Consider the following 26,173-nt stretch of genomic DNA (forward strand, 5'->3'; position numbering starts at 1 on the left):
AGTTAAATATTATTAACCGATATGTCTTTATATTTGTCTTGGAATATCTTAAATTGTTCTTCGTACTTCTTAATTTTTTTAAAATCAGTATCAGAGTTGAGAAAAGGTTTACGTTTCCCAACAACCATTATGTTTTTATCATCAATAGAATCATCTGGAAATTTAATGTAAGGTTGAAAGAAATCACATTTAGTATTTTTAAGAATTATTGAAAGTCTTGCATACTCTTCAGTTGGAAACTGATTTGAGATATTTAGTTCTTGTAATTGATGCAAGCATGACAGGGGTTTTAAAGATTCATCTTTTACTCTAATATTCATTAAAGTAAGATCCTTAAGGTTAGACAGATATTTTAAAGGCTCTAATGTATCAATATTAAGTGATTTCCATATTCCACCTGATAAATTAAGTTTTTTAAGATTTTCACTATGTTTTAAGGGGGCTACATTGTCTAGTTTTGAGAAATCTTCTATCGATAATGAGATGAGTTTAATATTGTGAGTCAAATCCCATAATGTTGTTGCTTTTGTATTCCAACACATATGTATCTCTTCAATGTCAGTGAGTTTTTCAAGTGATGATAAATTTTCTACCCTCATTTCATAAATGTAAAGAATTTTGGGCTTTATGTAATTGAGGAGTGTTTCGAATTGTTTTTGGTTCACTGTAAAAATCCATAATTTATTGATTTTGGGGAACGATGCTAGTTTTTCTAGATTTTTTGTTTTTCCATTTATCGCTAACTCATCGGGCGTATCTTCTAATGTTTTCAAATCATTAATAATTTTTGGTTGTTCACCTATGGGAAACATCTTATTTCCTCCTTTTAGAAATTGTTGTGTATTTAAAGTTTATACAACAATTTGTTTATAGGGTAGTTCTTTTTGATATGTATATTTTATACATGCTCGGTTAACATAACGCATTATTATCGGTAGCCAGATTTTTTAGAATCCCTGTATGTACAGGGATTCTTCTTTTTTTGTCTCGTCATTTCGTATACAGGATTTTATACATTGTTGATATAGCGGGGATTCTGGGGATCCCCGCTATTCTTTTTTTGCATAAAATCTTGTATATAGAAAAAGATTTTAATGTTATTATCGAGAAGTAATACATATCGGTGTTAAAATCGGAATGTATTTCGGAAATTAAATTGTTTTTAAAATCGGTTTTTATATCGGTTGTAAGTACATTCCGATTTTGATTGGAATGTTGATTTAATCGTGTTTTTTAAGTGAAAAACGTATTCCGTTTTTTGGGGAGGAATAAAAATTGGAACTAAAATCGGAAATGCACACACCGAAAATTGTTGCGGATATTTTAGGGGTCACACCTGATTTGTTAAAGGTATGGTCAAACGAATTTAATATACAAACGGAGCGAAGTCAGGGAGGGCATCGCAGATACTCGAAGGAAAATATAGAAGAATTAAAAGCAATAAAAGAAAAAATACAGGTCCAAAAATGGTCTTACGATCAAGTTCGGTCATGGCGAAACGGAGAACTTGATTCGTTTGTTTCAAAAGAAGAAAAATCAGAACTAGAAAAGAAATTGAATGAAGTATTAGAAAATCAACAATTACAAAATCAATTTAATCAAGCCCTTGTTCAAAAATTGCAAGAAATTACGAATGAATTGGTTACGACAAAAGAGCATTTAGCGAATACAGAGAAAAAGTTAACTGAAGTAGAAGGTAAAAACAGTGAATTAGAAGTTTTTATAGAGAAGAAGCTAGAAAAACGAGATCAGTTATTGCTTGAAAACATTAGAGATATGCAGGCGCAAAATCAGAAACAAAAACGGAAAGGTTTTTTCGGTTTGTTTAAAAAGTAAATTTTGCCGGTATTTTATGTAGGGTTCTAATGTCGGAAAAAGAAGAATAGAAATATAGCATACATACAATAAGGGAATGCAGTATAGATCAGTCTATAAGCATTCCCTTGCTTTTTTTATTTTATTTATTATTTTCTATATTTTTTTTCTTGTTCATAGATACCAGCAGCCATTCCAGCTTGGAATAAAATAAATGCCCCATGAACTACTAATGGTACTATGCCACCGTTTGTTGTTTGAATTTCTTCTTCTGTTAAATTTACTGCATTTTTAATTTCAACGTTTTTAATTTCGATATTTTTCATTATTTTTCCTCATCTCTTGTTGTTATTTATATTATTTTTTGTATGCTTGTTCGCCAATCCATTTTCCAGCGTCATATCCTGCTTTTACAATTTTTCCGCTGTTAACGATTACTGCAGTCCATCCACCTAAATTTGCTGGTACTTGCCAAATTCCGCCACCATTTGTTTGCATTTCTTTTTCATTAAGTTCTGTAAATTTAGTTGCATTTAATTTCATTATTATGTCCTCCTAAGTTGAATATTAAATAATAGTATTATTATATACTGATATTTAATTAACATTCTAATACGAAAATAGTATTATTAAATATGCAATATTGCATATTTCTTATTTTTTTATTATTCAAATATACTTCTATATATATAATTAACTATATTTCAATATTATTTTTGAGAAAGTAGGATATAAATTGGTAAAAAAATTTAAGTGTATTAAACAACATGATTTAAAGGATTGTGGGCCAGCTTGTCTTGCTATGATAGCTAAAAATCATGGTCTTTCTATATCGATTTCTAAAATTCGTGAGGTAGTTGGTACTGATTTAGAAGGGACTAATGTTCAAGGTTTATTAGCTGGAGGAGAAAAATTAGGTTTTGAAGTAAAAGGTATAAAAGCTACAGATTATACAGCGTTAAAGGAAATTCCTTTACCAGCTATTGCACATGTTGTAATGGATGGAGGATTATTACATTATGTAGTAATTCATAAAGTTAAAAAGGATAAAATATATGTTGCTGATCCTGGAAAAGGTTTAGTTACATATGATATAGAAGATTTTTGTAAAATATGGACGGGTATTTTGATTTTATTGAGTCCTAAAGTTGATTTTCAAAAAGGGAACGTTTCTCAAAGTACCTTTTCACGTTTTTTTGGGTTATTGAAATTACAAAGTAACTTATTACTTCCTTTGTTTTTAGCATCTATATTTTTTAATATATTTGGTTTTGCTGGGGCTTTTTATTTTAAATTTTTAATTGATGATATTGTATCTAATCAGTTAATTCAAACGTTACATATTGTGTCTATTGGAATTGTTATACTGTATGTTTTTAAGGTGTTACTTTCTTATTTTCGAACACATTTAATTTTATATTTTAGTAGAAGAATAGATATTCAATTAATGTTAGGATATTACCGTCATGTAGTTGGTTTACCTATGAATTTTTTTGAAACTAGAAAAGTAGGTGAAATAATTTCTAGGTTTATGGATGCTAGTAAAATTAGGGATGCATTGTCTAGTATTACAGTTACGTTAATGATTGATACATTGATGGTAATGTTAGGAGCTATTTTACTTTATATACATAGTTCTACTTTATTTGGTGTTACGCTTTTGTTAATTCCATTTTATATAGCTACTATTTTGTTATTTCATAAACCTTATGAAAATATTAATAGGGAAGAAATGGAGAGTAATGCGAAGTTAACTTCTTATTTAGTAGAGTCTTTAAATGGTATTGCTACTGTTAAATCGTATAATGCAGAAAGAGAAGTTTTCTTTCAAGTTGAAAGTCGCTTTATTAATCTTATGAGGCATGTTTTTAAAAGAGGTATGTTAGCTAATTTACAAGGTTCTTTTAAAATGGGACTTGAATTAATTGGTGGAACGATCATTCTTTGGGTTGGTGCTTTACAGGTACTAAAAGGGAATATGACTATAGGTGAATTAATTACATATAATGCATTATTAGTTTATTTTTTGAATCCAATTGAAAATATTATTGGTATTCAGCCAACTATGCAATCAGCGTTGATTGCTGCAGAAAGATTAAATGATATTTTTGATTTAGAAATAGAAAAGTCAGAAGTTGAGGAAAGAAAAGTATCTCCGAAATATTTAACAGGTCAAATAGATTTTAAAGATGTCACTTTTAGATATGGAATGAGAAGTAATGTTTTAAATAATATTAGTTTTTCGATTAATTCTGGAGATCAAGTTGCATTTGTTGGAGAAAGTGGTTCTGGAAAAACAACAATTTCAAAATTATTGATGAATTATTATGAAGTGAATAATGGAAATATATTTTATGATGATTATCATATTAAAGAGATTAATAAAAATACCTTACGTGAGAAGATTGCATATGTATCTCAAGAATCTTTCTTTTTTAGTGGTTCAATATATGAGAATTTAACTTTTGGTTTAGATATAAAAATATCATTAGAAGAGATTATTGATATGTGTAAAAAGGCTTGCGTTCATGATTTTATTTCAGAATTACCATTAAGATATGAAACTTTATTAGAGGAAAATGCTTCTAATCTATCTGGTGGACAAAGACAGCGTTTAGCAATTGCACGGGCATTATTAAAGAAACCTAATATTTTAATACTGGATGAAGCAACGAGTAATTTAGATTCAACTACTGAAAAGCAAATTACAGATATGTTGAAAGTATTAAGAGAACAGGGGATTACAGTTATAATGATTGCTCATCGCTTAAGTACAATTGAGCATGCTAATAAGATTTTTGTTATGAAAAAAGGAGAGATTATGGAAGAAGGGACACACGAGGAATTATTATCTAAAAAAGAAGAATATTATAGGCTTTGGAAGAATCAAACGGTTCATTCTGATCAAATAATATTAGAATCACATGGTATGTGAGGAGTTTAATATGCATAAAATACATTCATTTGAAGAGTTAACAGATAGTGCGGAGCTTTTGGATAGAAAGCCACCATCTTTTGTAAAGTGGTTTTTAGGATTTTTGGGATTTTGTTTGCTTTTTGGAATCCTATGGGGATATTTGGGTAAAATTGATATTGTGAGTAAAGGGACTGCTATTGTTCAGAGTGGTCAAGATGTATCTATAATTAGAACGTCATTAAATGGGATTGTGGAAGAATTAAGAGTAAAATCAGGAGATGAAATAAAAAAAGGTGATATTATTATCCAATTTAAAAATGAGGAATTAATGGATAAGAAAAAACAGTTAGATATTATGATTAATCATATTGAAATTCAAAAGAATATGTTATTGCAGTTGAAATCAAGTATTGAAAAAGAAGTAAATTCTTTTTCAGAGAATGTTGATAGTAAATTTTTAGAGGAATATAAGAGTTATGAAAATGGTTATAAATTATTAAGAAAAGAAAAAGAATCTGAGATTAAAATGCTAGAACAAAATAAGGTTTCAAATGAAACTGATGAGGTTTTACAAGGATTATTTGTGGAACAAGAAAAAATAGAGCAAGAAATTAAGATGTTAGAACATAATAATGGTCAGGATCTTTCAGGAGCTTTAAAGGAAGAATTTGATTACAAAGTAAATTTATTAAAATCTCAAAAAGGTAATATTGGTAAACGTATAGAGCAGAGAAAATCTATATTAGATAGTGAAAATAAAAAAATATTAATTCAGAAGAAACATAAAGAAGAACAAAATAAAATTGCTTTAGATAAGTATAAGCAAGATAATATTGTAGCAATTAATCAACGTTTAGAAAAAATGGAAGAAGATTTATTTTTAAAGAAACAAGAAAAAGATTCTTTACTAAATAATGAGGGGAATATGTCAATTCGTTCTTCTAAAGATGGCATTGTTCAACTATCTTCTCCTTTACAAAAAGGTGATTTATTAGAGGCTGGACAAGAAATTACTTCTATCATTCCGAAGGAATCTGATAAAAAAATTAAGATTTTATTATTAGCTGATAATAGGAAAGATATAAAAGTAGGAGATAAGGTTAATTATTCTTTTAATATAGATAGCGAGAATAAGTTGGTTGGAGTGATAAAGTATATATCAGCACAACCAACATTTAATAAAGATATGAAATCTTATGTATATGAGGTTGATGCCACGGTTAATACAGATAAGTTAGATGATTTAAATGTGGGTATAGTAGGTAATGCTTCTATACTTATAGGTGAAGAACCAATTTGGAAATTTATTTTAAAGAAATTAGATTTTCTTTCATAAAATTGAAATACAAATGAGAAGAAATTAATCCTTTGTTATAGGATTAATTTCTTCTTATTTTTATTTAATTATATTTTAATTTCATTAAAAATGATCCTAAATCATATCCTACTTTTATTATCACAATGGCTGAAATTATAATTAATGGATATTTCAAGAATGGATTATTTAAAAGTTTTTTTATTTTTTTCATGTTGTAGTCCTCCATTGTACTAATTACCTTATTTCTAATATTATCATGAATATAGATATAATGATTAATGATTATGGTGTTTTTTTCTTTGTTAGATATAAAATGTATCAAGTATATTGTCTTTTTCTTCTTTGTTGATACCGATATATTTAAGAGTAATTTGTGGTGTGCTATGATTAAGTATTTCTTGCAACATTGCTACATCTTTTGTTTGCTTATAGAACCAATAGCCGAAGGTTTTGCGCATGGTGTGAGTCCCAATGGATTCTACACTAGCAAAATCTCCGGCTTTTTGCAATTGTCGATAAGCCTGGATTTTACTAATGGGTTTGTCTCCTTTTCTTGAAGGGAATAACCAGGTACTTTCTAGTGATTGGGCATATGAATATACTTCATCAAAAATAGAAGTAAGGTTAATTATGCGTTCTTTCTTCGTCTTTCCTTCTTTGATTTTAAATTCTTTTCTCTTTTTTCGTTTTAGTTTTACTATGGTTTGTGTTTCGATTTGGAGTAGATCACTCACGCGTAGTCCAGTATGGATACCAATTAAAAATAGGATATAGTCTCTTTCAGAACAATGACGTTTAAGAGCCCATTTCATATCTTCGATCTGTTCTTTGCTACGGATAGGTTGGACATCAATGAGATGTGGCTTTTTATTCATGGATTTATGACCTCTTTATTTATATCGTTTTGAATGTATACTTTTGTTGTGTATTTTGAGGATATCAGGGAATTTGATGTGAAGTCAATGTTTAAGGGGAAATGAATGTAAACTAATAATAAAAAGTTTATATTCAGGAATGATAACAACAATCTAATTATTTAAGGTTAATTTAAGGTTATTTTCATAGATATTTCTAATTTGTATATTATAATTACAATATTAAGTTTTATTTATGGAGGATGTTATAAAGTGAACTACAAAAAGGGTATTTTGATAGGTTTATTATGTGTATTTGTTTTTTCATTAGGTGGTTGTGATTTTCTGGATGGATTTAAAAGTGGATTCAATTCTAAAACTGAAAAAGTAGAAAATCAGGAGAAATAATAAATTTTTTATAGATGTTTTGAAGCCGAAAGATGACTTATTTAATATTATCTTTTGGCTTTTTTAGTTTCTGATAATATTGTATTAATTGAATGTAAAGAGGAATTTAGTAAGGATTTGAATATGTGAACCATTAGTTTACATGTATTAGATTAATGGTTTCTTTATTAATTAAGGGTTTATATGTAATGATTTCTTAGAGGTGAATAATATGAAATTAGGTTCGCAATTGAAAAAGTTTCGTGAATCAAAAAGCTTTTCACAAGAAGATGTAGCTCGAAAGGTTGGAGTGACTAGACAAGCTGTTTATAAATGGGAGAGTAATAAAAGTTATCCTGATATTGATAATTTGATTTTACTTAGTGACTTATATGAAGTAACAATTGATGAGTTAATAAAGGGATCAGGGGATGCTAGAGAGGATTTAGATAAAAAGGATAATGATGAGTGTGAAGATGATGAGGGAAATGATTTTGGATTTTTTATAGGTATTGTTCTTATATTTGTAGGGATATTTATTGGTATTGAAGGAATTTCTTTATTTATAACTATATCAGGGATGCTAATAATGGTATTTTATAGTGATGTGAAAAAAATAATTGTTAATGAATTTAAAATAAAAAGAAGACCAAACTAGATTTTTTTAGTTTGGTCTTCTTTTTATTGTTGTTTATGCCAAAACTGAACATATCTATGTAGAGCCTCAATGCTTTTTAATCCTAAATAGGCTTTAATTTCAATGGATTTCATGCCATTTTGTAGCGCATTTAATATAAAACGGTTCCGTAGCATAGTAGGCGTTACATGGATTTCAGCGCGTTTCGCTTCTTTCTGTAACATGCGTTGTACAGCGATTCTAGTTAAAGCAGCGGGTTGATCTTTTTCATAGTCCCATCGGAATGTTTGCGGGGCAAAATCAAACGCCACAAAAAAGGGATCGCCCGTTTGTTGGCGCGGTCTTACAAGATTAGGAATCTTGTTGTAATATGATAAGGCAAGTTTTACATGCTCTTTTGAAAGGTTAATAGATCGTTTGTGGGCGTGTAACCCTCCTGGGGTAATCGTATTGGTCCCAAAGTGTACATCATGCATAGAAAGCGTAAGAATGTCCTGGATAGATAGCCCATAATCTAACATGAAATGAATTAATAAAAGATTACGTTCTAGAATAAATTTTCTTCCTGACGCCTGGTAGTCGGTTAATCCGTTATAACTACGCATGACGCGGAATAGCTTTTTAATTTCTTTGTCCGATGCAAAGTGTTTAGAAGTTAGTCCAGGAGGGGAGACATCACTTTTTAAATCCTGGGCCACACCATGAAATTGTAAAAAGTTAATGAGAATACCTCGTACACGCTTGATATTAGAAATTGATGCTCCACGTTCCTTTTTAAGAGCTTTTAAGTATCTTTCCAATACATTTGCATCAAAAGAATAAAAAAACGATTCTGGTGGCAATTTGACACGTTTCTGAATCCATGATGTGAAAAGTGTGAGATCGTAGCGGTATTGTTTAACGGTGGAAGATTTACGGCCATGTTTTAACAGATCAGAAAGGAAAACATCAACAGAAAGTTCCCAAGTCATGGTTATATACTCCTTTGTCCTAAAAATTGTGTACCGCAATTATATGCGAGAATCATACAAACAAGCAATAGGGGATTCTAGGTCGAGGTGTTTTCTTTGGGGCTTGGTGGGAGTCCATGGTCAGGACATTGCGGGGCTATGCGGAGACATGTGGGCATGGCTAGACAGGGCGTGGAGTTATGATATAGGTGGATATATAGATGTGTAGGAATGAGTGGAAGGCGAATGATGGGTCGATGTTGAAGGAGGACGATATGCGAGGAATGGGAATGGCCGCTATTGTAAAGAAACAAATGATAATCGCAAATATAAACTTATTATTGGCCATGTACTATTTTTGTTCAGGAAGTCTTCTGTATTTGTGTACGTTATGGGAAACGTAAGATATTTTCCTACAAGCATTTTTGATTGTAATTGTAGGAATTGCAATCATTCGATTGAGAAAAAGCTGGTATGTACCGCAAATACGTATCCAACTTCAAAAACTGCAGGAGCAAGTGACAAATATGAATGATCTGTGAGGAACTTTAAGAAAAAGGGAGTGGAGAAATCTTGATACATCAATATGAATTTGAATTTTCGGTGATGTATAGCGGCAAGGTAACAGACTCACAATCTACGATTATTCCAGCATGTTCTTTAGAGGAAGCAAATGAAAAATTACAATCAGAAGTAAAGAGGCGATTAGGAAAATGCAGTATAAAAGTGAATACGGCAAGTTTATGTGTTTCAGAGGATAGTCGGTATCTAATCGAACAAAAATAAGAGAGGAAAAGTCTTGTTTCTACAGCAAGGCTTTTTATTATTTTATGAGCTGATCTTGATGTGGAATTTCTGTTATAAAATCTCATTAAGTTTCGGTTTTGAGGGGGATATAATCTTTTGTTTTTTTGAGAAAAAAAGTATTGGGAAATGTTGAAATGACAATATTTTTCATGGTCCAGGTATATGTACTTAAGTTATGCACCCTAAAATAGACTTAAGCACATATATCTAGATATATATGCTTAAAGGTATGTGGCTATTATTATGTGAAAGTTGGAGAGGGATTAAAAAAATGGAGCACGAATCTTTTTGTTTGGATAAGAAATAATACAAAATGGTGCTTTGAATTATCGGATTGGATAGAAATTTAAATGTATTGGACGATATTGTATGAATTTATGTATTGGCATTTTTGATTGTATTTTGTATACTAAACGTGAGTTTTTCTTACAGTAGGCAATCTTTCAGTTTCTATGAAACGCAACTAATCTGTTAATTATGTATGGTTTCAAACAAGCTCTTATGTCGATGGATATAAGAGCTTGTTTGCATGCGTATCCCTCTTTTATGTACAATGAAAGAAAAACATCTTATGAGATGGGGAGAGGAAAACCCATGTCCAACCAACAATTAGTGAATTTACGCATCGATTTTGCTTTTAAACAATTATTTGGCACAAGTGGAAATGAAGATATCCTAATTGCTTTTTTAAATGCGATGTTACAGGATTCTTTAGAATCACCTATTGTTTCGTTACAATTAGAAGACCCGCACTTACACCGAGAACATGAGGAAGATAAATTATCAATTTTAGATATTTCAGCGACATTAGATACAGGAACAAAGGTAAATGTGGAAATTCAATTGAATAATAATCATGATATGATTAAAAGAAGCCTGTATTATTGGGGAAGGCTATATACATCTCAATTACAAAAGGGGATGTCTTATAGTTCTCTTCACAAAACCATTACGATTAATTTGTTAAACTTTGTGATGTTTCCCGAATATGAAGCGTTTCATACAACTGGAATTCTATGGAATCAGCAACAACAAAAGAAGTTAAGTGATGATATTGAAATTCATATCGTGGAAATTCCAAAATTAATGCAACAGTGGCGTAATGAACAAGTAAATCCCTGGGAAGATTCGTTTGTTCGCTGGTTGTTACTACTTCCAGCGAATGAAGATGAACGATTAACCCAAACATTGGAGGATATTGCGATGAACCAAGACCCGATTTTACAAAAAGCCCTGAATAAATGGGAACGTATGAGTCAAGATTCTTCTTTCCGACAAGCGTATGAAGCAAGGGAGAAAGCGTTAATGGATGAAGCCGCAAAGTTTGCTTATGCAGAACAAAAAGGGATTGAAAAGGGCATTAAAGAAGGAAAAATACAGCTTATTCGTGGTATGCACAAAAACGGAATGCCAATAGAAGATATTGCAAAGTTTACAAATTTACGTATAGAAGAAATACGGAATATTTTACAAGCCTAAATGATTAAAAATAACACCTACAAATATTGTAGGTGTTATTTTTTAGTGGCCACCGCCACCTTGACGGTAGCAGCTATCTAAAGGAGAGCACATGTTAGTAGCATGTTGCTCTCCTTTTTGTGTTTATATTACAACACTTACAAGAGGATTCGCAATTTCACATGCGTTTTTTAAAAGAGCGCCAGGGTTCAACTCTAATTGATTTTGTACTTTTATCTCTTAATGTGTATTCTCTTATATAATATGATTTTTGTTTGTTATGTTCTTTCATTGTGGTGTCTCCATTATGATAATAAGAAGGAGAGGAAAGCACTTAATTAAAGTGCTTTCCTCTTTTGAAGTGTACCTATGTGACCTACAGACTGCTCTTCAATAATAATTGATATATCCATTCAATGATATTTGGCTTCAAATCTTGATCTTTAATTGGAATTACTTTGTTGCTAATCTTAATTAGCATAATGTTTCCAAGGGTATAGCATAAAAGGATTTTGATGAGGGACAACAATCCGCAAGCTTGTTGCATGATTTATAACTATGTAAAAAGAGATAAACGTAACAAATTTGGTTTTATAAACACATCATAGTTTGAAATTCCATATGGAGTTTTTATAAAAAGATAATATATTTTAATACTTTCAACATAATTTTATATGTTTTGTATGTTTATATAATAATTGTTTTATATGTTTTATATGTTTATATGTTTTAGGAAGCTGAAACATATTGATATGAAAGGGATTATAATACTTATCTATAACAAAAATGGTTTAAAAGATAACAAATTTGGTTTCATCTATAACAAAAATGGTTTAAAAGATAACAAATTTGGTTATCTATCTATGACAAAAATGGTTTAAAAGATAACAAATTTGGTTTCATCTATAACAAAAACGGTTCTAAAGATAACAAATTTGGTACATGATATACATTTTTATAAATTTAAAAAGATGAAGTTTCATTATCTAAGTACTCTACATAACATAATTATGTTATGTAGAGTACTTAGATATCTTACAGTGGGAAATCGATTATAAGGGTTTGAAAAAAATTAACTATAACAAAGTGATTTTGTTTGTTATAGTTAATTTAGTAATAGGGGTAGGAAAGGAATGACGTATGTAGATATGTCTATAAATCAAGATTTGCAAATTAAAGAGAATAATATTGTCTCCAAATCAAATACATTGATTGAAGCTAATTCACGTTTGAATTTAGTTGAACAAAAAATGTTACTTTGTTTGGCTAGTAATATTGAACCCAACGACCGGGACTTTAAAACATACACATTCCCAATTAAACAATTTCATGATTTACTTGGTTTGAATGGATCTACTAAATATACAGAGTTAAGTAAAATTACAAAGGAACTATTATCTAAAGTAATTGAAATCCGAGCTGGGGAAGAATTAATACAAGTATCTTGGCTTTCTTCAGCAATTTACAATAGAAATAAAGGGACAATTGACATGCGTTTTGATCCTTTATTAAAGCCATTCTTATTAGAACTAAGTAGCAAATTTACAAGCTATAGATTGGCTAATGTTGTTAAATTAAAAAGTACATATGCTATACGTATTTATGAGCTACTTAAACAATATGAAGATTTAAAAGAACGTACAATTAGTTTAGAAAATTTAAGGTATTATTTAGATGCAATGGATGTATACCCTAACTATGCAAATTTCAAGCAACGTGTATTGAAGCCCTCTCAAAAAGAATTAAATCAAAAAACAGATATTTCTTTTGAATTTGAGGAAATTAAAATAGGTAGGAAAGTACAAAAAATTAGATTCATCATTCGTGCTCAGAAAAAGAAAGATTCTGATTTAGTTCATTTTGAAAAAAAATTAGATAAGTTTCAACAGCCAAATACATTCGAACAAAAAATCAAAAGATTTGAAGAACGTTGTAAAGAAAAAGTATTTCCTAAAGTGCTTGAGAAATGGGCAGAGCATAAAGAAATTGTATTAGAGATAATTGAGGATATACGTTTTCGTTCAGATATTGATTCGCCAATCGGTTATGTAGAATTTATTCTAAATTCCCGATTAAAAGAACTTTCTGATAAAAGAATATTAAATGAAAGTAGTCAAAATGAAGAGGAGTCTAATAATAAGTTACTAGAAATTGATACTATTATAGATTCAGTTATTACTAAATATTCAACAGCTACAGGGGCCATAGCTACATTTTTAGTTAAAGATACAGCAATTGAGGAGTTAGTGAGAGTAGTTACATTAGAGGAAGCTGAAGCTATTTGGAAAGAACAAGAAGAGTTTATTATGGATAAAATTTATGGACTTATTAAAAGAAATAGAAGTAAGAAAAGATACTAGTGTTACATAAAAAAATTCATTCCAAAAGAGTTTTTTTAGTATTGAAATTCTCTAAAACTCAATGTATTATATTTTTGTATTTTCTCGCTTTGTGAAGCCGAAAAAACATCATCACTTCTAAAAGAACCCGATCTCCAGTGGGTTCTTTTTTCTTTGAATTCATTACATTTTTTTGGCTTATTTCTTGAGGAAGTATTACATCACTATTAAGCTTAGAGTATAAAGATGTTAAATGTTTGTATGTTTTTTTGATTTCTACGACTAAGTGAAATATAGGTATTGGTTATTATTTTATTTTTTTTTAAGTTAAAGGTTTTGTAACTTTCGCTATTCTTTTAATGAAACTAGATTTGTAATTAAAGCTGGCCTAGTGTGGTCTCATATTCTTTTAGTATCTTATAAAAATTGCTTATCTTAAGTTCTAATAGGGGTCACCATATATGCCCATCAACTTAAGAATTTTATAACGCTCCCAAAACAAAAAATTGTACATCTTCACCTAAAGATGTCAATTTTCTCGTTTTGGGTATTTGTTTTTCTTAGCTTGATAGGAATGGAGTATCTTGTTTTTGTTAACTTAACGGCGATGTCTCCATACCCTAAAAAAGGAGGATTTTGTATATTTAAGTGGAAATATACTATAACAACTAGTGCTCAATTTGTATTAGTGTTACAAAACGAACTCACTCTTTAGATTGTTTATAATTGAACAAATAACTGTATTTTAGGGTTATTAATTCTCATCAGGATGAAAACTAATAAAAAGGGATGATTATATGTTTAAAAAATTTGTTGTAAGTGTATTAACATTAGGATTTCTTGTTATGGGAGGAATCTCTGCACAAGCGGAGGGACTGAATGTTCTTAGCAATAATGGGATATGTAAAGACGTTACACAAAATGTAGAAGCAAATGAATATGTGAAAAGTTGTTTTAAAACATTTCCGAATCCTTTCCTCGGTCCAATAATAAGCATCCCTAATACTTTTACATATGATGATGGTACTTATCAAGGGACACTCCATCTTGTTTCTCAGGAACGTTCCAAGTTTTCGATTGTAGCTTATTATGAAGGAACTTTAAAAAAATACAAATAAATATAAAATCTAGATTTGTTTAACAATAAATTAAATGTGTTTATTGAAAAATACAAAAAGGCACTCTGTTGCAAGGTCTCTTATAAGAAAGTTTGATTTGAATTACATGTTTCAACTCTGCTATTTGCTCCTCTTATTAATAAAGCATAAAAAAAGAAGAGTAATGACACTTATCTGTCACTACTCTTCTTTTTTTTGTAGAAATGATCTGAATTAGAGGTAATAACCCATCCAATAACTATTAATGTTACAGAAAATAACTTAAGACATGTCTTATATATATAATCTAAATCTTTAAGATAAACAAAGGATATTACCCCCATAACAGCACCAATTATCCCAATAATCAAACCTTTATATTTTTGTAAAAACATTCAGTTACCCCTTTCATATAAACAAAATATTATATATATGATACCAATTTGTGGAATGAAGTTAAAGACTTAAAATGTTGTATATTCTATTTATAGGTTCTATTTTTTATGCAAATAAAAATTTCACTTTACATAATTAACTAATTGTACCGCTACTCACTCTATTTTCTCTAACTAGATCTTGTTGACTTAAATTGTGTCTATCTATGAATTTGTTAAATTTATTTTTTAGTTTGTCGATAGCAAACCAATCCATTATATTCGCTTTAATTAATTTAATTTTTTCGTTTATATTTTTGGAGTTCTTCAAAGAGTTTTTGACGTTCCGCCTCAATGACTTTTGCTGAATTCTGTTTACTAGGTTGCTCTGTTTCTTCTGCATGTAGCCATTCTGGAACAAGTTCTCGTCTTTTGGTTCTCTGATTATTAGATTTTGGTACTAAGTCTAATAATTGTTTCTCACGTTCCCTCCGAAGTTCAAGATCTGTAATCTTATTTTCTATGGAGGTAATTAAGTAATTTTCATAATTTGGTACATTGCCTTTTTTATAGTTATTAACACATTTCTTTAAGACAGAATCAAAGGATCTCTTTTGTATTTTATCTTTAAAAAGATCTCGAACTTTATTGGTAATTATTGAAATTTGTTTATCTGATAAACAAATTTTATCTGCAGTAGGGGCATGTTTAGTATCATTAATTTTTGAATTTTGAATGCTATTTTTACTTGAAAATAAAAAATTTGATATATCTTCATCATCAATATTTGTTTTTCTTTCTTTTGTATATTTTTCTTTTGTATATGTACCATTAGTACTGTACTGAGAGTGCTGTACTAATGGTACATCACTAATTTTATTTGGAGAAATCAACTGATGTACTAATGGTACATCAGTTGATTTCTCCGTAATAACAAGGGTTCCGCCACTCATTAGGTTTAAAGATTTTACGGATGCACCCGAATTTATTAGTTCTGAGCAAGTCTCAAGAATGAATTCGGAAAGTTCCTCAGATACGAATGGAATATCCGAAACATTATAAAAAGATTTCTTTTTTCCATCTATGTAGCAATTAAAACCAATTATATAGTTTTTATTTGCAAGTTCTTTCCAAGCTGCATCTATATTTTTCCTACTAAACTTTTTATAGAGTTGCGTTTTATAAATTACCCAATCGCTAGGTAAGCTCATAAGATGGGAAAGAAGACCAATTGCTCGTAAATCAACTAAATCATTTTGTAAGGGGTTATTATGTATTTGAGCATATTGATTTGTATGACGTCGTTTAATTATATTACTCACGATATTATTGCTCCTTTTAGAGACAAAAAGAAAAAGACCGGTTTCTTTTTTTAGTTATAGGAAATCAAGCCTATTGAAAAACCGTTTTAAAAATGTACACTATATTTAATAAAGCAATAAAACATGCTTTACAAGCATCTTTTTAGTAATTGGAAGTTGTTCTGTACTGGGAAAAGTAGGAAAACAACTTTTTCTTTTTGTCAATTTTCTGATTATTTCGATATATTGATAGCTAAATGAAAAATATAAAGATTAGATGTTATCCCTATTATTTATGTGAAATTAATTGATTAATAATTTTATAAAAATGAAATCGCTTTCTATATTATCTTACGTGTTATTAATGTTATGGGCTGAATATACAAATCTGCATATTCAGCCCATAACATTAAATTTACCGGCGAGACTTTAGTAGTTTCTTGACTATGTGTTTGATGAAAGAAATCCATACATAGTTTTTTAGTGATTTGATAAGGAAATATAATTAGTCCCATTCATATAATTTCCGTACCATATTAAGAGTAATTCGAAATATATAATGGCTAGGAATTTTATTATACAAAACCAAAAGCCACATATTAATCACTTCCATATCTTAATTACAGATCATTTGAGCAGAAAAGAAGAGAACATTCATTAAATTATATAGCGATAGGCTTGTTAAAATATAAATTAAAAATATCCCTTTTTTCATGCTATTTGAAAATGAAATATTATATCATACTATCTATTAAATATGTATTTTCAAGAGGCTTTAATTACAAATCTTTATTACATAATATCCCTCAATTGTATAAAAATATTGTACCATATTGAAATTAATATAAATAACATATTTTATAATTAATGTAAAAAAATAAAAAAAGTTGTGTTTTTTGCTAAATATATGATTTGGTCATAACATGTTTATATTTTGAATTTTTCTCTCTTTTTTCTAAATACCTTTTAGTAAGTTCATAAACTTTATCCACACGTTCTAAAATTTTTTCGTTATGAGTAATTTCACTTTTTTGTATATTTATGTTAAATTGTTATTACCATCACAAATGTCTTGGATAATTTAACTTTCAAGGCTCAGCCCATTGTACTAGTAGTATAATGGGCTTTTCCACAATATATGTTACAACTATATTGGTGTACATATATGTAAGTCGATATTTAGAAATTTCATAGAGTATCTCTTAGTATTAAAATATATTTTTTTAAGTCTGTGAGTTTGTTTATTCTTAATATTTAAATTATGATAATACATATTGGTAATAATTATATAAGATACTATTAATTACCGAAAGGAGAAAATTATGAAAAGTATTATACTATTTGATGGTGATTGCAATTTCTGTAATCAGAGTGTTCAATTCATTATTAACAGAGATCCTAAAGGATATTTTCAATTCGCATCGCTTCAAAGTGAATTGGGTAAAAAATTGTTAAAAAAGTATGAAATAGATGAAACAATAGATAGCATAGTATTAATAGACAAAAATAATAGTTATATTAAATCAGATGCTATACTAAACATTTGTAAAAATTTAAAAGGTATATGGAAATTTCTTATTATCTTTCTATTAATTCCAAAGCCGATTAGGAACTTTTGTTACGAAAAATTCGCAAAAAATAGATACAGGTGGTTTGGTAAGCAGGAACATTGTATGTTACCATCACCAGAAATAAGAAAAAGATTCCTGGATTAATTTCAGGATTGTCTTCAGATTAACAATGTATTGTTATGGATTATATTGAAATAAATACGCTATTCTTTCTTGCGAATTAAAGAAAGGAATGGTGGTTTTTATTTCTTTTTTTTGAAGTAGGTATTTATTTAATTGGATAGATTCCTCCTAGTAATAGATTAAATCTGGTATTTATATCAATTCAAAAAATATAAGTCAAAATTAAATAAGGAGAAATTTATAATGTTTATTAATGTTTTGTTAGGTATTGTAGTTATTTGTATAGTGGTTTTGGTTATTGTGTTTATGCGAGCGAGGAAGGATATGAATAAAACGGATCCACAATATATTTTGTCGTATATTAAAGAAAACGCACAGAAGAATACATGTGCATTAATTATAAAAAAAAATGATGAAATTCTATGTTCTATTAATGAAGATAAAAGGTTACCGTTAGCAAGTATGGTTAAATTAATAATTGCTATTGAATTTGCTAAACAAAGTGCTAACGGGATCATTAATGAAAACGAATATATTTCTTTAAGCGAATTAAAGAAATATTATATCAAAAACACAGATGGTGGCGCACATCCAAAATGGGAACAGGATATGATACAAAATAATCAGATTAAAAATGATTGTGTAACTTTGCATAATATAGCAAGGGGAATGTTACAATATAGTTCGAATGCAAATACAGAATATTTAATCAATATTCTTGGGATTGAAAATATTAATCAAAATATAAAGGAATTAGGCCTTAAACATCATGAAGAAGTATATCCATTTGTGTCAGCTTTATATATTCCAGGATTCTTGCAGGAGAAATTTAATTTAAGTAAGAAGGAATTAGTAAAACATCTAAATAATCTCTCTCAAGAAGAATATAAGAAGTATGCGTTTAAAATAAATGAATTAATGAAAAATGAACATCAGCTGCCGAATTTGAATATGTTTTCACTAGACTTACAAAAGAATTGGTCAAATCGTTTGACATCAGCAGCAGCTTCTGATTATATCTCTTTGCTAGAAAAAATTAATTCCAAAAATTATTATGATGAATTAGTGCATCAAAAATTGGACAAAATTCTAGAGACTGTAATAGAAAATGAACATAATAAAAAATTGTTTTTACATGCAGGACAAAAGGGTGGTTCTACTGCATTTGTTTTAACTAATGGCTTATATGCAACAAATAAAAAAGGAGATTCATTTGAAATTGTATTTATGGCAAACGAGTTAAATAGAATTGATGCTTTCAAGTTACGTAAGAGTCTAAATGAATTTAATTTAAAAATATTAAAAAATGAAGAATTTAGGGGAAAGATAAAGATGGAATTGGCATGATAAAAGAGAAAATTGCATTCTATGTGCTATAGCCGTATAGAATAGAAAGCACCTGAATTCTCTTGTCCAAGAATCTAAAAATAATGAGCCCATATTTTAACGTATTCCCCGAAAGAATTCTCCTTCCTCAAGCGTGTGAAGGGCGTAGCCCAACGATAGGTGGGAGATGAATTTCGGTTTGGCATCGCCAAAAACTTTTGATAAACTTGCTATATGAAGTTCTTTGATAACTTGATATAGAAGGTTGCAGGAAGAAAATAGAGTGCGAAAACCAAGCCATTCGGTTCCTGCGTAAAATATCAACCGTACCAACTGAGCATCCATGCGTTGGACATCTAGGGATGGAACACCCCGAAGTAACGCTCAGGGAGACGAAAGGTTACTTTCGTCGTGGAACTGAGAAGCTCCCACTTCAAGCTTTGCTAAGTGGCGAGTAGTTCACAGAAGAGAATGGACTATATGCTATATGTAAACGATTATAATAGATAATATGTTCATGAGTTTTGATCAATCCTTTTTATAAAAACTAAATGCAGATTTCTAACAAAAGACTCCATTTTGATTAATCTTTTTTCAAAATGGAGTCTTCTTATTTACCATATAATATGTGTTTGTGGAGCTTTTTTGATTAAACTTTATTTCAAATCAACAATTGATGGCTATTTTTGCAAAGGAAACTGTCATGATAATACCTGTATCGAATTGCTTTTCTTCAATCATTATATTTAATATTATTTTGATACTCATATCTTAGTAACAGGCCAAATAATATATTCTGCTTTTCCTAAAATTTTCGCTTCAGGTACAAAGCCAAAAGACCTACTATCTTTAGAGTTTTTTCTATTATCCCCTAAAACAAAGAAATGCCCTGATGGAACAACTTGTTTTCCAGTTAGATTTTTTAAATTGAAATCAGAAGTTATTAGATCTTGGTCATCCTTCTTTTGGGAGAAATCTAAATATTTTTCTTGATAAGACTTTCCATTTACATATAAAATGTCATTCTTATATTCAATACTATCTCCCGGTAAACCAATAATTCTTTTAATCAGTTGATTTTTATCATTATCTACAATTACTACTACATCAAATCGAGACGCTTCTTTAAAAATATACCCAGCTTTGTTTATAAAAATTTTATCTTTATTATGTAAAGTTGGCATCATAGATTTGCCGTCTATTGAAGTAAAAGTAAAGATAGCATCATTACAAATAAAAGCTATCAGAAGTGTAATAAATACATACTTAAAACGCTTTATAAACTTCATAAAAAACCCTTCTTTGTTGTGTCATTTTATACATATTTTTCCTAGAAAATGTTAGTTTAAGATTCTATTAGCGATAGACACGAATTGCACCTGCAGAGTTATCACTAGACTGACCAACTACTTCGAATTTTAAACCGAAATTTGGTAATTCACGTCCGGCATCTGGAATTTGATTGTTAATATATTTATTAGAATCATCAAATTTTGAAACACCTGGTAAACTTGCATAATCAAAAGTCCCAAACATTGGGGTTCCAATTATCCATCTGGGTGTTGGATTAAGTGAGAATGCAGCATCAGAAATTTGATATTTTGTACTGTTTGCCACAGTAGGTTTTCCATTTAACTCGCCTACAATTGGTTCTGGGTGAGAATCTACGACACCCAAGAAGCCCCGTCCAGGATGAATTCCTACCCAATTATCCGTATAGCTTGAATCTGCATACCATACAACAAGCCCGGTATTGTAAATTGCGTGTGCAAATCTTAAGCCTTTATCAGAACCTGCGTAATTCCTCCACTCCAAATAATAATTATGCTTTTTATCTTCAATGCCATTAGCCATAATAAAACCATTTAATTTAAATTTTGGTTCGCTTTCAGCATCATCTAAAAATACAACGTCTCCATTTATACTTAGGCTAGCATTATCAATCGCAAATCCCATTGAAGTTAAACTTCCATCCGTAATATATTCAATCATTAATTTTATTTTTTTACCTTTAAATGAACTTAAATCATAGGATTTATCTATCCATTCATAATTGGTAGAAGTAAACTTATCTTGTGTTTCATTTTCGCCAATTCGCTCAAGTATTGTTTTATTCCCATTTTCTTCTACAGCGGTGATTTCAACGATATCAGAATTACTTTCAATTTCAAAAAAGGATTTGAAATCAAATTTAGCACTTGTTGCATTTGTTAAATCAAATGTAGGCGTTTCTAGTGTTGTGTGAATGTCGTCACCACGTGTACTAAAGTAATATTTTTTACCGAATTCGGGTTGGATTCCGTCTCTCACTTGTTTATCAGGTAGATTGACACGAATAATTCCCGGCCGATCTGATTTTGTTACACTTTGATCTAAAAATGTTGCATACCCTATACCTTTATTTAATTGAGCATAATCTACTTCAATAATATTTGCCCAATTACCACCCATTGTATTTTGAAAAAATTCTTTATTTTGAGGCGAAAAGCTTGTAGGAGTTGTACCTGCGATTTCTCCAGCCCAACTTCCGTCACTCATAATAGACCAAGATTCAATTGGCTCACCTTGTCCTGAATATTTTGTATCATATTCATCCGGAAGTCCTAAATCATGTCCAAATTCATGAGCAAATATACCAACTGCTCCATCTTCAGGCTCCATTGTATAGTCATAAACAGCTATCTTATTATTCCAATATGGTACTGAAGATTTTGTTTCTTCAATTGCAAACGGTTCTAAGGCAACTTTTGAACGATGAGACCAAATGGCATTATCCCCTAATTTTCCACCACCTGATTCTTGTCCTTCGCCAGCATGGATAATCATTAAGTGATCAATAATTCCATCAGGTTCATTTAACTTTCCATTTTCATTTACATCGTATTGGTCATATTTATCGAATTCCGACAAATCAAGCCCACTAGCTACAGCTGATTTTAGAGCATCCTTAACTAAATCTCTTGGTTTTAAAGGTCCCTTATTATCGCGACCTTCATTTGCGTCAGCACCATAATCGGATGCCTTTCCTGGGACTGTAATCCAATTTGTAACTGTACCATCTACGGTGTAACTCCCACCAGATTGTTCTTCATAATATTGTTTAAATGTATTAATTTTAGTTCCGTTAGATAGGGTAAATTGTTCATCACCGAATAACATGTTCTGGTAATGTTGTTGGTTAAAATCATTTGAGTACATATAACCTGGGACTTGTTCAATATTATTGTGTTTAAAATCATCAAATTCAACGAGTAAAACTAGGACTTTATCCGTACGAATATCTCCATGATATTCCTTTGATTTTGCTGGAGGAACGGGTAATTTACCATTTAAGCTTCTTGTCTCTGCTTTTTGATTACTTGCGTTACTGTTTGCTACTTGAGCTGATTTTTCTTTTAATTCTATATTTGATTCTTTAACTCTTTTCATAAAATTAGAAGCTTCTTGTGTAATCTCATCTCTAGATACAAGGTCTTTTTCAGTGTCCATTTTCTTTTTTTTAATATAATTTTCGACAGCTTGTAATTCTGCTTCTTTTGATGCAGAATTATTTATTCTACCTTGTTTTTTCAAGGCTTCTGCAAGTCGCTCCATAGGTATGATATTTTCATCCATGGGTATAGAATATAAATATTTTTTTTGTGTTTCTGCATAGGTAGAGTGATTGTCTAACCCCAAAGTATAGCTTAGTAGTAGTATTGCTACAGTAAAGATAGGTAATAGTTTAAAAAGTTTTTTTTTCATATTTTTTTCCCCTCTTCTAAAAAAATAAATATATCCTAGCGTTTTGATAATAATAAAAATATATTGTTTTTTCAATATATTTAGTGCATTAAAAACGATTCCAAATTAATTTTCAAAATTTTAATTTATACATTTAGGTTAAAATAATTATTTGAATATAAAACTATTTGACTACCAGATACTGTAATATGTTGATTAATCATTGGTTTTTATATTTTACAAATATATATATTTTTTTGTAAATACAAATAAGTCAAAAAAAATAATATTGTCTTTTTTGTAAAAGGATGGTAAATTCTTAATTGTTAGTATTTTCTAATACGAATACTAAATATAAAGATACAACGGGAGGAATTACTTTTATGAAAAAGAAGTTTAAATTTGTGGCATTATCTTGTGCATTTGGACTAGGTCTAGTCGGAACAACATTATTCTCTTCACAAGCTTCAGCAAGTTCTTTAAATACTAAAGTTGTAAGCTTAGAAAATTCTAGTCAAGAGCCAACTGTAGAATATGGTAAAACTTCAGGGCTAGCAAAAGCTTGGGTTTATGGTACGGAAGCAGCTACCTATTATGCAAAGAAAGTTGGTAAAGCCGCTCTTGATGCAACTGGATGGATGGCTCCTTCACATGAAATCAAGGTCAATACGGACATTGTTTTTGATCAAAAATAATAATTTTTTGATTAATGATAAAAACGCTGAACTTTATGTTAAAGATAAGTTCAGCGTTTTCTCCGTGAATTTTATATGAAATTAGGATACGTATAATAACTCCCATATATGTAAAAGAGATTATTTCTGGATTTTGAATAGAGGCATATAAGTATTACCTCCGTCTTGTTAATTTTCTATATTAACTTCCCAGTATAGAAAAGCTATTAAATATTTATCAGGTGAATTGAATTAAATTAATAACTTAATATTGGAGTGAAGATTTTGAAACATAAATGCATGTTACTTACTATAATATCGATCTTGTCATTATATTTTTGCTTCCATTATGTAATGGTAATTTTTGCAGTAGGCCCTACCAATCCAATATCCACCAATTTAAATCCGATAACTTCTAAGTATCTGGATAAGACATGGTTTGCTCAAAATTGGCATTTATTTGCTCCGGATCCACTTACTAAAAATAATTATATATATATGCAGATTAAATTTGATAATGAAGCTGAAGAGGGTAAGGAATGGATTGATATTTCAACACCATTAATTGAAAATAATCATAAAAATGTTATTACACCTTATAATCGAATTGTTCGACTTGTAGATGGATTTCATACTGAAGTTGCAGGACAAATTTCAGACGATCTTACAGTAAAATATGAGGAAGCTATATTAAAAAAAGAAGATAAAGATAAAAATAAGAATGATGGAAAAAAAATGATTGATGAGCAGTCAAAAAGAATTCAAGAAAAAGGGGAAAAAACCATATATCGATATGCTTCATCTTATGCCAAAGCATTATATCCTAATAAGAAAATCGATTCTATTAAGGTAAGGGTAACTTCGTATAATGTTATTCCGTTTTCACAAAGAGGCGTTAAAAATCCTAAACCCGAACTAATGTATGATAATGATTTAGGATGGAGAAAAATTGATAAAGATGTAATATCTTTTTACTAAATGATAATCGAGGTGTAATAAATGAATCAGAGTATTTCAACTAGAATATTAAATTGCTTTTTACAAGAGAAATATTATAAAGGTGCAAGTTTACTACGTATATCTTTTGGTATACTAACCCTTTATTTCTATTTAATACAATACAGTCAGCGTCATTTTTTGTATTCTGAGGTTGGTTATAATGCTAACTATTTTGGGGTTGCTCCCTCTCTTTATAGTTTGAATTCTTCATTATTATATTTTGATGTAATATATCTTTTGGGAATACTGTTTACCTTTATTTATACAATTGGATATAAGGGCAGATTTATTAGTATATTAAATTTTATTTTCTACTATTCATTATATGTTCGTATGGGTCCGATTAGTGATGGTGGAGATAACTTAATGTGTATTAGTTTATTCTTTCTTTTATTCGCTGATTGTACAAGATATTTCTCTATTGATGCTATTAAAGGAAAAAAGGTTACTAATAGAAACAATACATTAGCAACCAATATAAGCACAATATTACATAATTTTTCAATTCTTTTTTGCATCACTCAAGTATGTGTTGTTTATGCAACATCAGGAATATATCAAGTAATGGGTGATCTTTGGAATAATGGTACAGCTTTATACTATGTATCACAGGTTAACACAGTTTCCACTCCTTTCTTAAAAGAATGGGTAAATAATTACGTATATCTTGCTGTCATATTTACTTATCTTAGTATTTTTGTAAAGCTTGCTTTTCCATTGTTAATTATAAATAAAAGAACTAAACTCTTTGGGGTAATAGCTATTTGCTTTTTCCACGCGGGTATTGGTATAGGGATGGGTTTATATTCATTTTCTATAGTTATGATATCCATGGAATTGTTAATATTTACTGACGAAGAGTATCAAAAATATACTAAAAAGTTAAAAGATTGGTATAAACAAATTTCGATATTATGGAAGAGTAAGATATCAAGAGTTGAAAATAAAGAATTATCTAAATCTAAATAATTTTTAATTATGATTAAATATAATTTTCTATATTCATTTTGTAAAAAATGAAGAGAAAATTGCTTTAGTCTTAATTATTTTACAGTTTAAATTATTTAGTATACATCAAAAACTTTAGTAGACATTAGGCCTCTTGAAGAAACGGATGTAAAGCATGTCGATAATGAAGAACATTTTGTTAAAAGAATAGATATTTTTAGTTTAGTGAGTAATTATTATTGAAATATCAAAAAATTTCAATAATATGTCATTATTCTATTGAAATTTATAGGTTTAAAGGTTAAAATTTACATGAAAGTAAAAAAAAGCAAAAAGGGATGGGTTTATTAATGAAAAAGAAATTTAAATTCGCAGCATTATCTTGTGCACTTGGACTAGGTCTAGTTGGAACAACATTATTTTCTTCACAAGCCTCAGCTAGTTCTTTAGATACTAAAGTTGTATCTTTAGAAAATTCTAGTCAAGAGCCAACTGTAGAATATGGTAAAACTTCAGGGCTAGCAAAAGCTTGGGTTTATGGTACGGAAGCAGCTA

24 protein-coding genes and 2 pseudogenes are annotated in these 26,173 nt (G+C 29.5%); 16 read left to right on the forward strand and 10 right to left on the reverse strand.

The features are described 5' to 3' along the window. Nucleotides 1-2: 2 nt before the first annotated feature. Nucleotides 3-812: a leucine-rich repeat domain-containing protein gene (locus ES895_RS27055; RefSeq protein ID WP_135238794.1), complete on the reverse strand. Its 810-nt coding sequence runs from the start codon at nucleotides 810-812 to the stop codon at nucleotides 3-5. Nucleotides 813-1,275: 463 nt separating this feature from the next. On the opposite strand from ES895_RS27055, the gene ES895_RS27060 reads away from it, so the two are divergent. Further along, nucleotides 1,276-1,836, forward strand: a complete 561-nt coding sequence (locus ES895_RS27060; RefSeq protein ID WP_000421197.1) for a MerR family transcriptional regulator — start codon at nucleotides 1,276-1,278, stop codon at nucleotides 1,834-1,836. Between the two features lie 128 nt (nucleotides 1,837-1,964). Here ES895_RS27060 and ES895_RS27065 read toward each other — a convergent pair whose 3' ends face one another. Next, nucleotides 1,965-2,141 (reverse strand): class IIb bacteriocin, lactobin A/cerein 7B family, encoded by a 177-nt coding sequence (locus ES895_RS27065; protein ID WP_000789094.1) that lies wholly within the window; start codon nucleotides 2,139-2,141, stop codon nucleotides 1,965-1,967. A gap of 31 nt (nucleotides 2,142-2,172) precedes the next feature. Then, complete coding sequence (locus ES895_RS27070; protein WP_000772691.1) at nucleotides 2,173-2,358, reverse strand: hypothetical protein; 186 nt, start codon at nucleotides 2,356-2,358, stop codon at nucleotides 2,173-2,175. Nucleotides 2,359-2,551: 193 nt separating this feature from the next. Between ES895_RS27070 and ES895_RS27075 the strand changes: the two genes are divergently transcribed. Both ES895_RS27075 and ES895_RS27080 read left to right on the forward strand, forming a co-directional pair. Then, nucleotides 2,552-4,750 carry a peptidase domain-containing ABC transporter gene (locus ES895_RS27075; RefSeq protein WP_135238795.1) on the forward strand — a complete coding sequence of 733 codons (2,199 nt, stop codon included), beginning with the start codon at nucleotides 2,552-2,554 and terminating at the stop codon, nucleotides 4,748-4,750. A 10-nt stretch (nucleotides 4,751-4,760) separates the two neighbouring features. Then, nucleotides 4,761-6,068, forward strand: a complete 1,308-nt coding sequence (locus ES895_RS27080; RefSeq protein WP_135238796.1) for an HlyD family secretion protein — start codon at nucleotides 4,761-4,763, stop codon at nucleotides 6,066-6,068. A 64-nt stretch (nucleotides 6,069-6,132) separates the two neighbouring features. Here ES895_RS27080 and ES895_RS30050 read toward each other — a convergent pair whose 3' ends face one another. Next, nucleotides 6,133-6,261 (reverse strand): hypothetical protein, encoded by a 129-nt coding sequence (locus tag ES895_RS30050; RefSeq protein ID WP_000721372.1) that lies wholly within the window; start codon nucleotides 6,259-6,261, stop codon nucleotides 6,133-6,135. Nucleotides 6,262-6,352: 91 nt separating this feature from the next. Then, on the reverse strand, nucleotides 6,353-6,925 hold the full coding sequence (locus ES895_RS27085) for a tyrosine-type recombinase/integrase (protein ID WP_001035965.1): 573 nt from the start codon (nucleotides 6,923-6,925) through the stop codon (nucleotides 6,353-6,355). 252 nt (nucleotides 6,926-7,177) lie between these two features. On the opposite strand from ES895_RS27085, the gene ES895_RS30055 reads away from it, so the two are divergent. Further along, the gene (locus tag ES895_RS30055) at nucleotides 7,178-7,312 is read left to right on the forward strand and encodes a hypothetical protein (protein WP_001106970.1); all 135 of its coding nucleotides are present in this window, start codon (nucleotides 7,178-7,180) and stop codon (nucleotides 7,310-7,312) included. Between the two features lie 211 nt (nucleotides 7,313-7,523). Beyond that, a complete protein-coding gene (locus ES895_RS27090; RefSeq protein WP_000766026.1) occupies nucleotides 7,524-7,949 on the forward strand; it encodes a helix-turn-helix domain-containing protein in 426 nt (141 codons plus the stop codon). A gap of 23 nt (nucleotides 7,950-7,972) precedes the next feature. Here the strand turns inward: ES895_RS27090 and ES895_RS27095 are convergent, their stop codons facing one another. Then, the gene (locus tag ES895_RS27095; protein ID WP_000219648.1) at nucleotides 7,973-8,899 is read right to left on the reverse strand and encodes a tyrosine-type recombinase/integrase; all 927 of its coding nucleotides are present in this window, start codon (nucleotides 8,897-8,899) and stop codon (nucleotides 7,973-7,975) included. A 236-nt stretch (nucleotides 8,900-9,135) separates the two neighbouring features. On the opposite strand from ES895_RS27095, the pseudogene ES895_RS29920 reads away from it, so the two are divergent. From ES895_RS29920 to ES895_RS27115, 5 genes and pseudogenes are all read left to right on the forward strand, one after another. Continuing rightward, nucleotides 9,136-9,420: pseudogene (locus ES895_RS29920) on the forward strand (hypothetical protein). Nucleotides 9,421-9,451: 31 nt separating this feature from the next. Beyond that, nucleotides 9,452-9,664, forward strand: coding sequence for a hypothetical protein (locus ES895_RS27100; RefSeq protein ID WP_000581805.1), 213 nt, complete (start codon nucleotides 9,452-9,454; stop codon nucleotides 9,662-9,664). 615 nt (nucleotides 9,665-10,279) lie between these two features. Beyond that, on the forward strand, nucleotides 10,280-11,164 hold the full coding sequence (locus ES895_RS27105; RefSeq protein WP_481747514.1) for an Rpn family recombination-promoting nuclease/putative transposase: 885 nt from the start codon (nucleotides 10,280-10,282) through the stop codon (nucleotides 11,162-11,164). A 1,127-nt stretch (nucleotides 11,165-12,291) separates the two neighbouring features. Further along, nucleotides 12,292-13,503 carry a replication initiation protein gene (locus tag ES895_RS27110; protein ID WP_033668445.1) on the forward strand — a complete coding sequence of 404 codons (1,212 nt, stop codon included), beginning with the start codon at nucleotides 12,292-12,294 and terminating at the stop codon, nucleotides 13,501-13,503. Nucleotides 13,504-14,279: 776 nt separating this feature from the next. Next, entirely contained in the window at nucleotides 14,280-14,600 is a 321-nt protein-coding gene (locus ES895_RS27115; RefSeq protein WP_097863007.1) for a hypothetical protein, read from the forward strand. 170 nt (nucleotides 14,601-14,770) lie between these two features. Here ES895_RS27115 and ES895_RS27120 read toward each other — a convergent pair whose 3' ends face one another. Both ES895_RS27120 and ES895_RS27125 read right to left on the reverse strand, forming a co-directional pair. Further along, complete coding sequence (locus tag ES895_RS27120) at nucleotides 14,771-14,974, reverse strand: hypothetical protein (RefSeq protein ID WP_000479690.1); 204 nt, start codon at nucleotides 14,972-14,974, stop codon at nucleotides 14,771-14,773. A 275-nt stretch (nucleotides 14,975-15,249) separates the two neighbouring features. Next, complete coding sequence (locus ES895_RS27125) at nucleotides 15,250-16,275, reverse strand: hypothetical protein (RefSeq protein ID WP_098331144.1); 1,026 nt, start codon at nucleotides 16,273-16,275, stop codon at nucleotides 15,250-15,252. 1,301 nt (nucleotides 16,276-17,576) lie between these two features. On the opposite strand from ES895_RS27125, the gene ES895_RS27130 reads away from it, so the two are divergent. Next, nucleotides 17,577-17,969 (forward strand): thiol-disulfide oxidoreductase DCC family protein, encoded by a 393-nt coding sequence (locus ES895_RS27130; RefSeq protein ID WP_000835759.1) that lies wholly within the window; start codon nucleotides 17,577-17,579, stop codon nucleotides 17,967-17,969. 222 nt (nucleotides 17,970-18,191) lie between these two features. After that, the gene (locus ES895_RS27135) at nucleotides 18,192-19,295 is read left to right on the forward strand and encodes a serine hydrolase (protein ID WP_000470476.1); all 1,104 of its coding nucleotides are present in this window, start codon (nucleotides 18,192-18,194) and stop codon (nucleotides 19,293-19,295) included. A 743-nt stretch (nucleotides 19,296-20,038) separates the two neighbouring features. On the opposite strand, the gene lepB is transcribed toward ES895_RS27135, so the two are convergent. Further along, nucleotides 20,039-20,563 carry a signal peptidase I gene (gene lepB, locus ES895_RS27150; protein WP_000668732.1) on the reverse strand — a complete coding sequence of 175 codons (525 nt, stop codon included), beginning with the start codon at nucleotides 20,561-20,563 and terminating at the stop codon, nucleotides 20,039-20,041. Between the two features lie 67 nt (nucleotides 20,564-20,630). Continuing rightward, nucleotides 20,631-23,018 carry an immune inhibitor A domain-containing protein gene (locus tag ES895_RS27155; protein WP_097863217.1) on the reverse strand — a complete coding sequence of 796 codons (2,388 nt, stop codon included), beginning with the start codon at nucleotides 23,016-23,018 and terminating at the stop codon, nucleotides 20,631-20,633. Nucleotides 23,019-23,380: 362 nt separating this feature from the next. Here ES895_RS27155 and ES895_RS27160 point away from each other — a divergent pair, with 362 nt between their 5' ends. The 4 genes and pseudogenes from ES895_RS27160 to ES895_RS27175 all read left to right on the forward strand — a co-directional run. Beyond that, entirely contained in the window at nucleotides 23,381-23,692 is a 312-nt protein-coding gene (locus ES895_RS27160) for a hypothetical protein (RefSeq protein ID WP_000726234.1), read from the forward strand. Nucleotides 23,693-23,947: 255 nt separating this feature from the next. Beyond that, on the forward strand, nucleotides 23,948-24,649 hold the full coding sequence (locus ES895_RS27165) for a DUF5819 family protein (protein WP_232293924.1): 702 nt from the start codon (nucleotides 23,948-23,950) through the stop codon (nucleotides 24,647-24,649). Nucleotides 24,650-24,670: 21 nt separating this feature from the next. Beyond that, on the forward strand, nucleotides 24,671-25,639 hold the full coding sequence (locus ES895_RS27170; RefSeq protein ID WP_001076452.1) for an HTTM domain-containing protein: 969 nt from the start codon (nucleotides 24,671-24,673) through the stop codon (nucleotides 25,637-25,639). A gap of 329 nt (nucleotides 25,640-25,968) precedes the next feature. Then, a pseudogene (locus tag ES895_RS27175) lies at nucleotides 25,969-26,173 on the forward strand (hypothetical protein); the annotation flags it as partial.

This window comes from Bacillus sp. 007/AIA-02/001, from assembly GCF_004634455.1.
GTDB lineage: Bacteria > Bacillota > Bacilli > Bacillales > Bacillaceae_G > Bacillus_A > Bacillus_A cereus.

Coding starts and splice junctions, on each gene's coding strand:
- ES895_RS27095 (WP_000219648.1), bottom strand. CDS start 8,899: ATGACTTGGGAACTTTCTGTTGATGTTTTCCTTTCTGATCTGTTAAAA.
- ES895_RS27170 (WP_001076452.1), top strand. CDS start 24,671: ATGAATCAGAGTATTTCAACTAGAATATTAAATTGCTTTTTACAAGAG.
- ES895_RS27135 (WP_000470476.1), top strand. CDS start 18,192: ATGTTTATTAATGTTTTGTTAGGTATTGTAGTTATTTGTATAGTGGTT.
- ES895_RS30050 (WP_000721372.1), bottom strand. CDS start 6,261: ATGAAAAAAATAAAAAAACTTTTAAATAATCCATTCTTGAAATATCCA.
- ES895_RS27065 (WP_000789094.1), bottom strand. CDS start 2,141: ATGAAAAATATCGAAATTAAAAACGTTGAAATTAAAAATGCAGTAAAT.
- ES895_RS27055 (WP_135238794.1), bottom strand. CDS start 812: ATGTTTCCCATAGGTGAACAACCAAAAATTATTAATGATTTGAAAACA.
- ES895_RS27105 (WP_481747514.1), top strand. CDS start 10,280: ATGTCCAACCAACAATTAGTGAATTTACGCATCGATTTTGCTTTTAAA.
- ES895_RS27115 (WP_097863007.1), top strand. CDS start 14,280: ATGTTTAAAAAATTTGTTGTAAGTGTATTAACATTAGGATTTCTTGTT.
- ES895_RS27160 (WP_000726234.1), top strand. CDS start 23,381: ATGAAAAAGAAGTTTAAATTTGTGGCATTATCTTGTGCATTTGGACTA.
- ES895_RS27155 (WP_097863217.1), bottom strand. CDS start 23,018: ATGAAAAAAAAACTTTTTAAACTATTACCTATCTTTACTGTAGCAATA.
- ES895_RS27130 (WP_000835759.1), top strand. CDS start 17,577: ATGAAAAGTATTATACTATTTGATGGTGATTGCAATTTCTGTAATCAG.
- ES895_RS27110 (WP_033668445.1), top strand. CDS start 12,292: ATGTCTATAAATCAAGATTTGCAAATTAAAGAGAATAATATTGTCTCC.
- ES895_RS27090 (WP_000766026.1), top strand. CDS start 7,524: ATGAAATTAGGTTCGCAATTGAAAAAGTTTCGTGAATCAAAAAGCTTT.
- ES895_RS27120 (WP_000479690.1), bottom strand. CDS start 14,974: ATGTTTTTACAAAAATATAAAGGTTTGATTATTGGGATAATTGGTGCT.
- ES895_RS27070 (WP_000772691.1), bottom strand. CDS start 2,358: ATGAAATTAAATGCAACTAAATTTACAGAACTTAATGAAAAAGAAATG.
- lepB (WP_000668732.1), bottom strand. CDS start 20,563: ATGAAGTTTATAAAGCGTTTTAAGTATGTATTTATTACACTTCTGATA.
- ES895_RS27085 (WP_001035965.1), bottom strand. CDS start 6,925: ATGAATAAAAAGCCACATCTCATTGATGTCCAACCTATCCGTAGCAAA.
- ES895_RS27080 (WP_135238796.1), top strand. CDS start 4,761: ATGCATAAAATACATTCATTTGAAGAGTTAACAGATAGTGCGGAGCTT.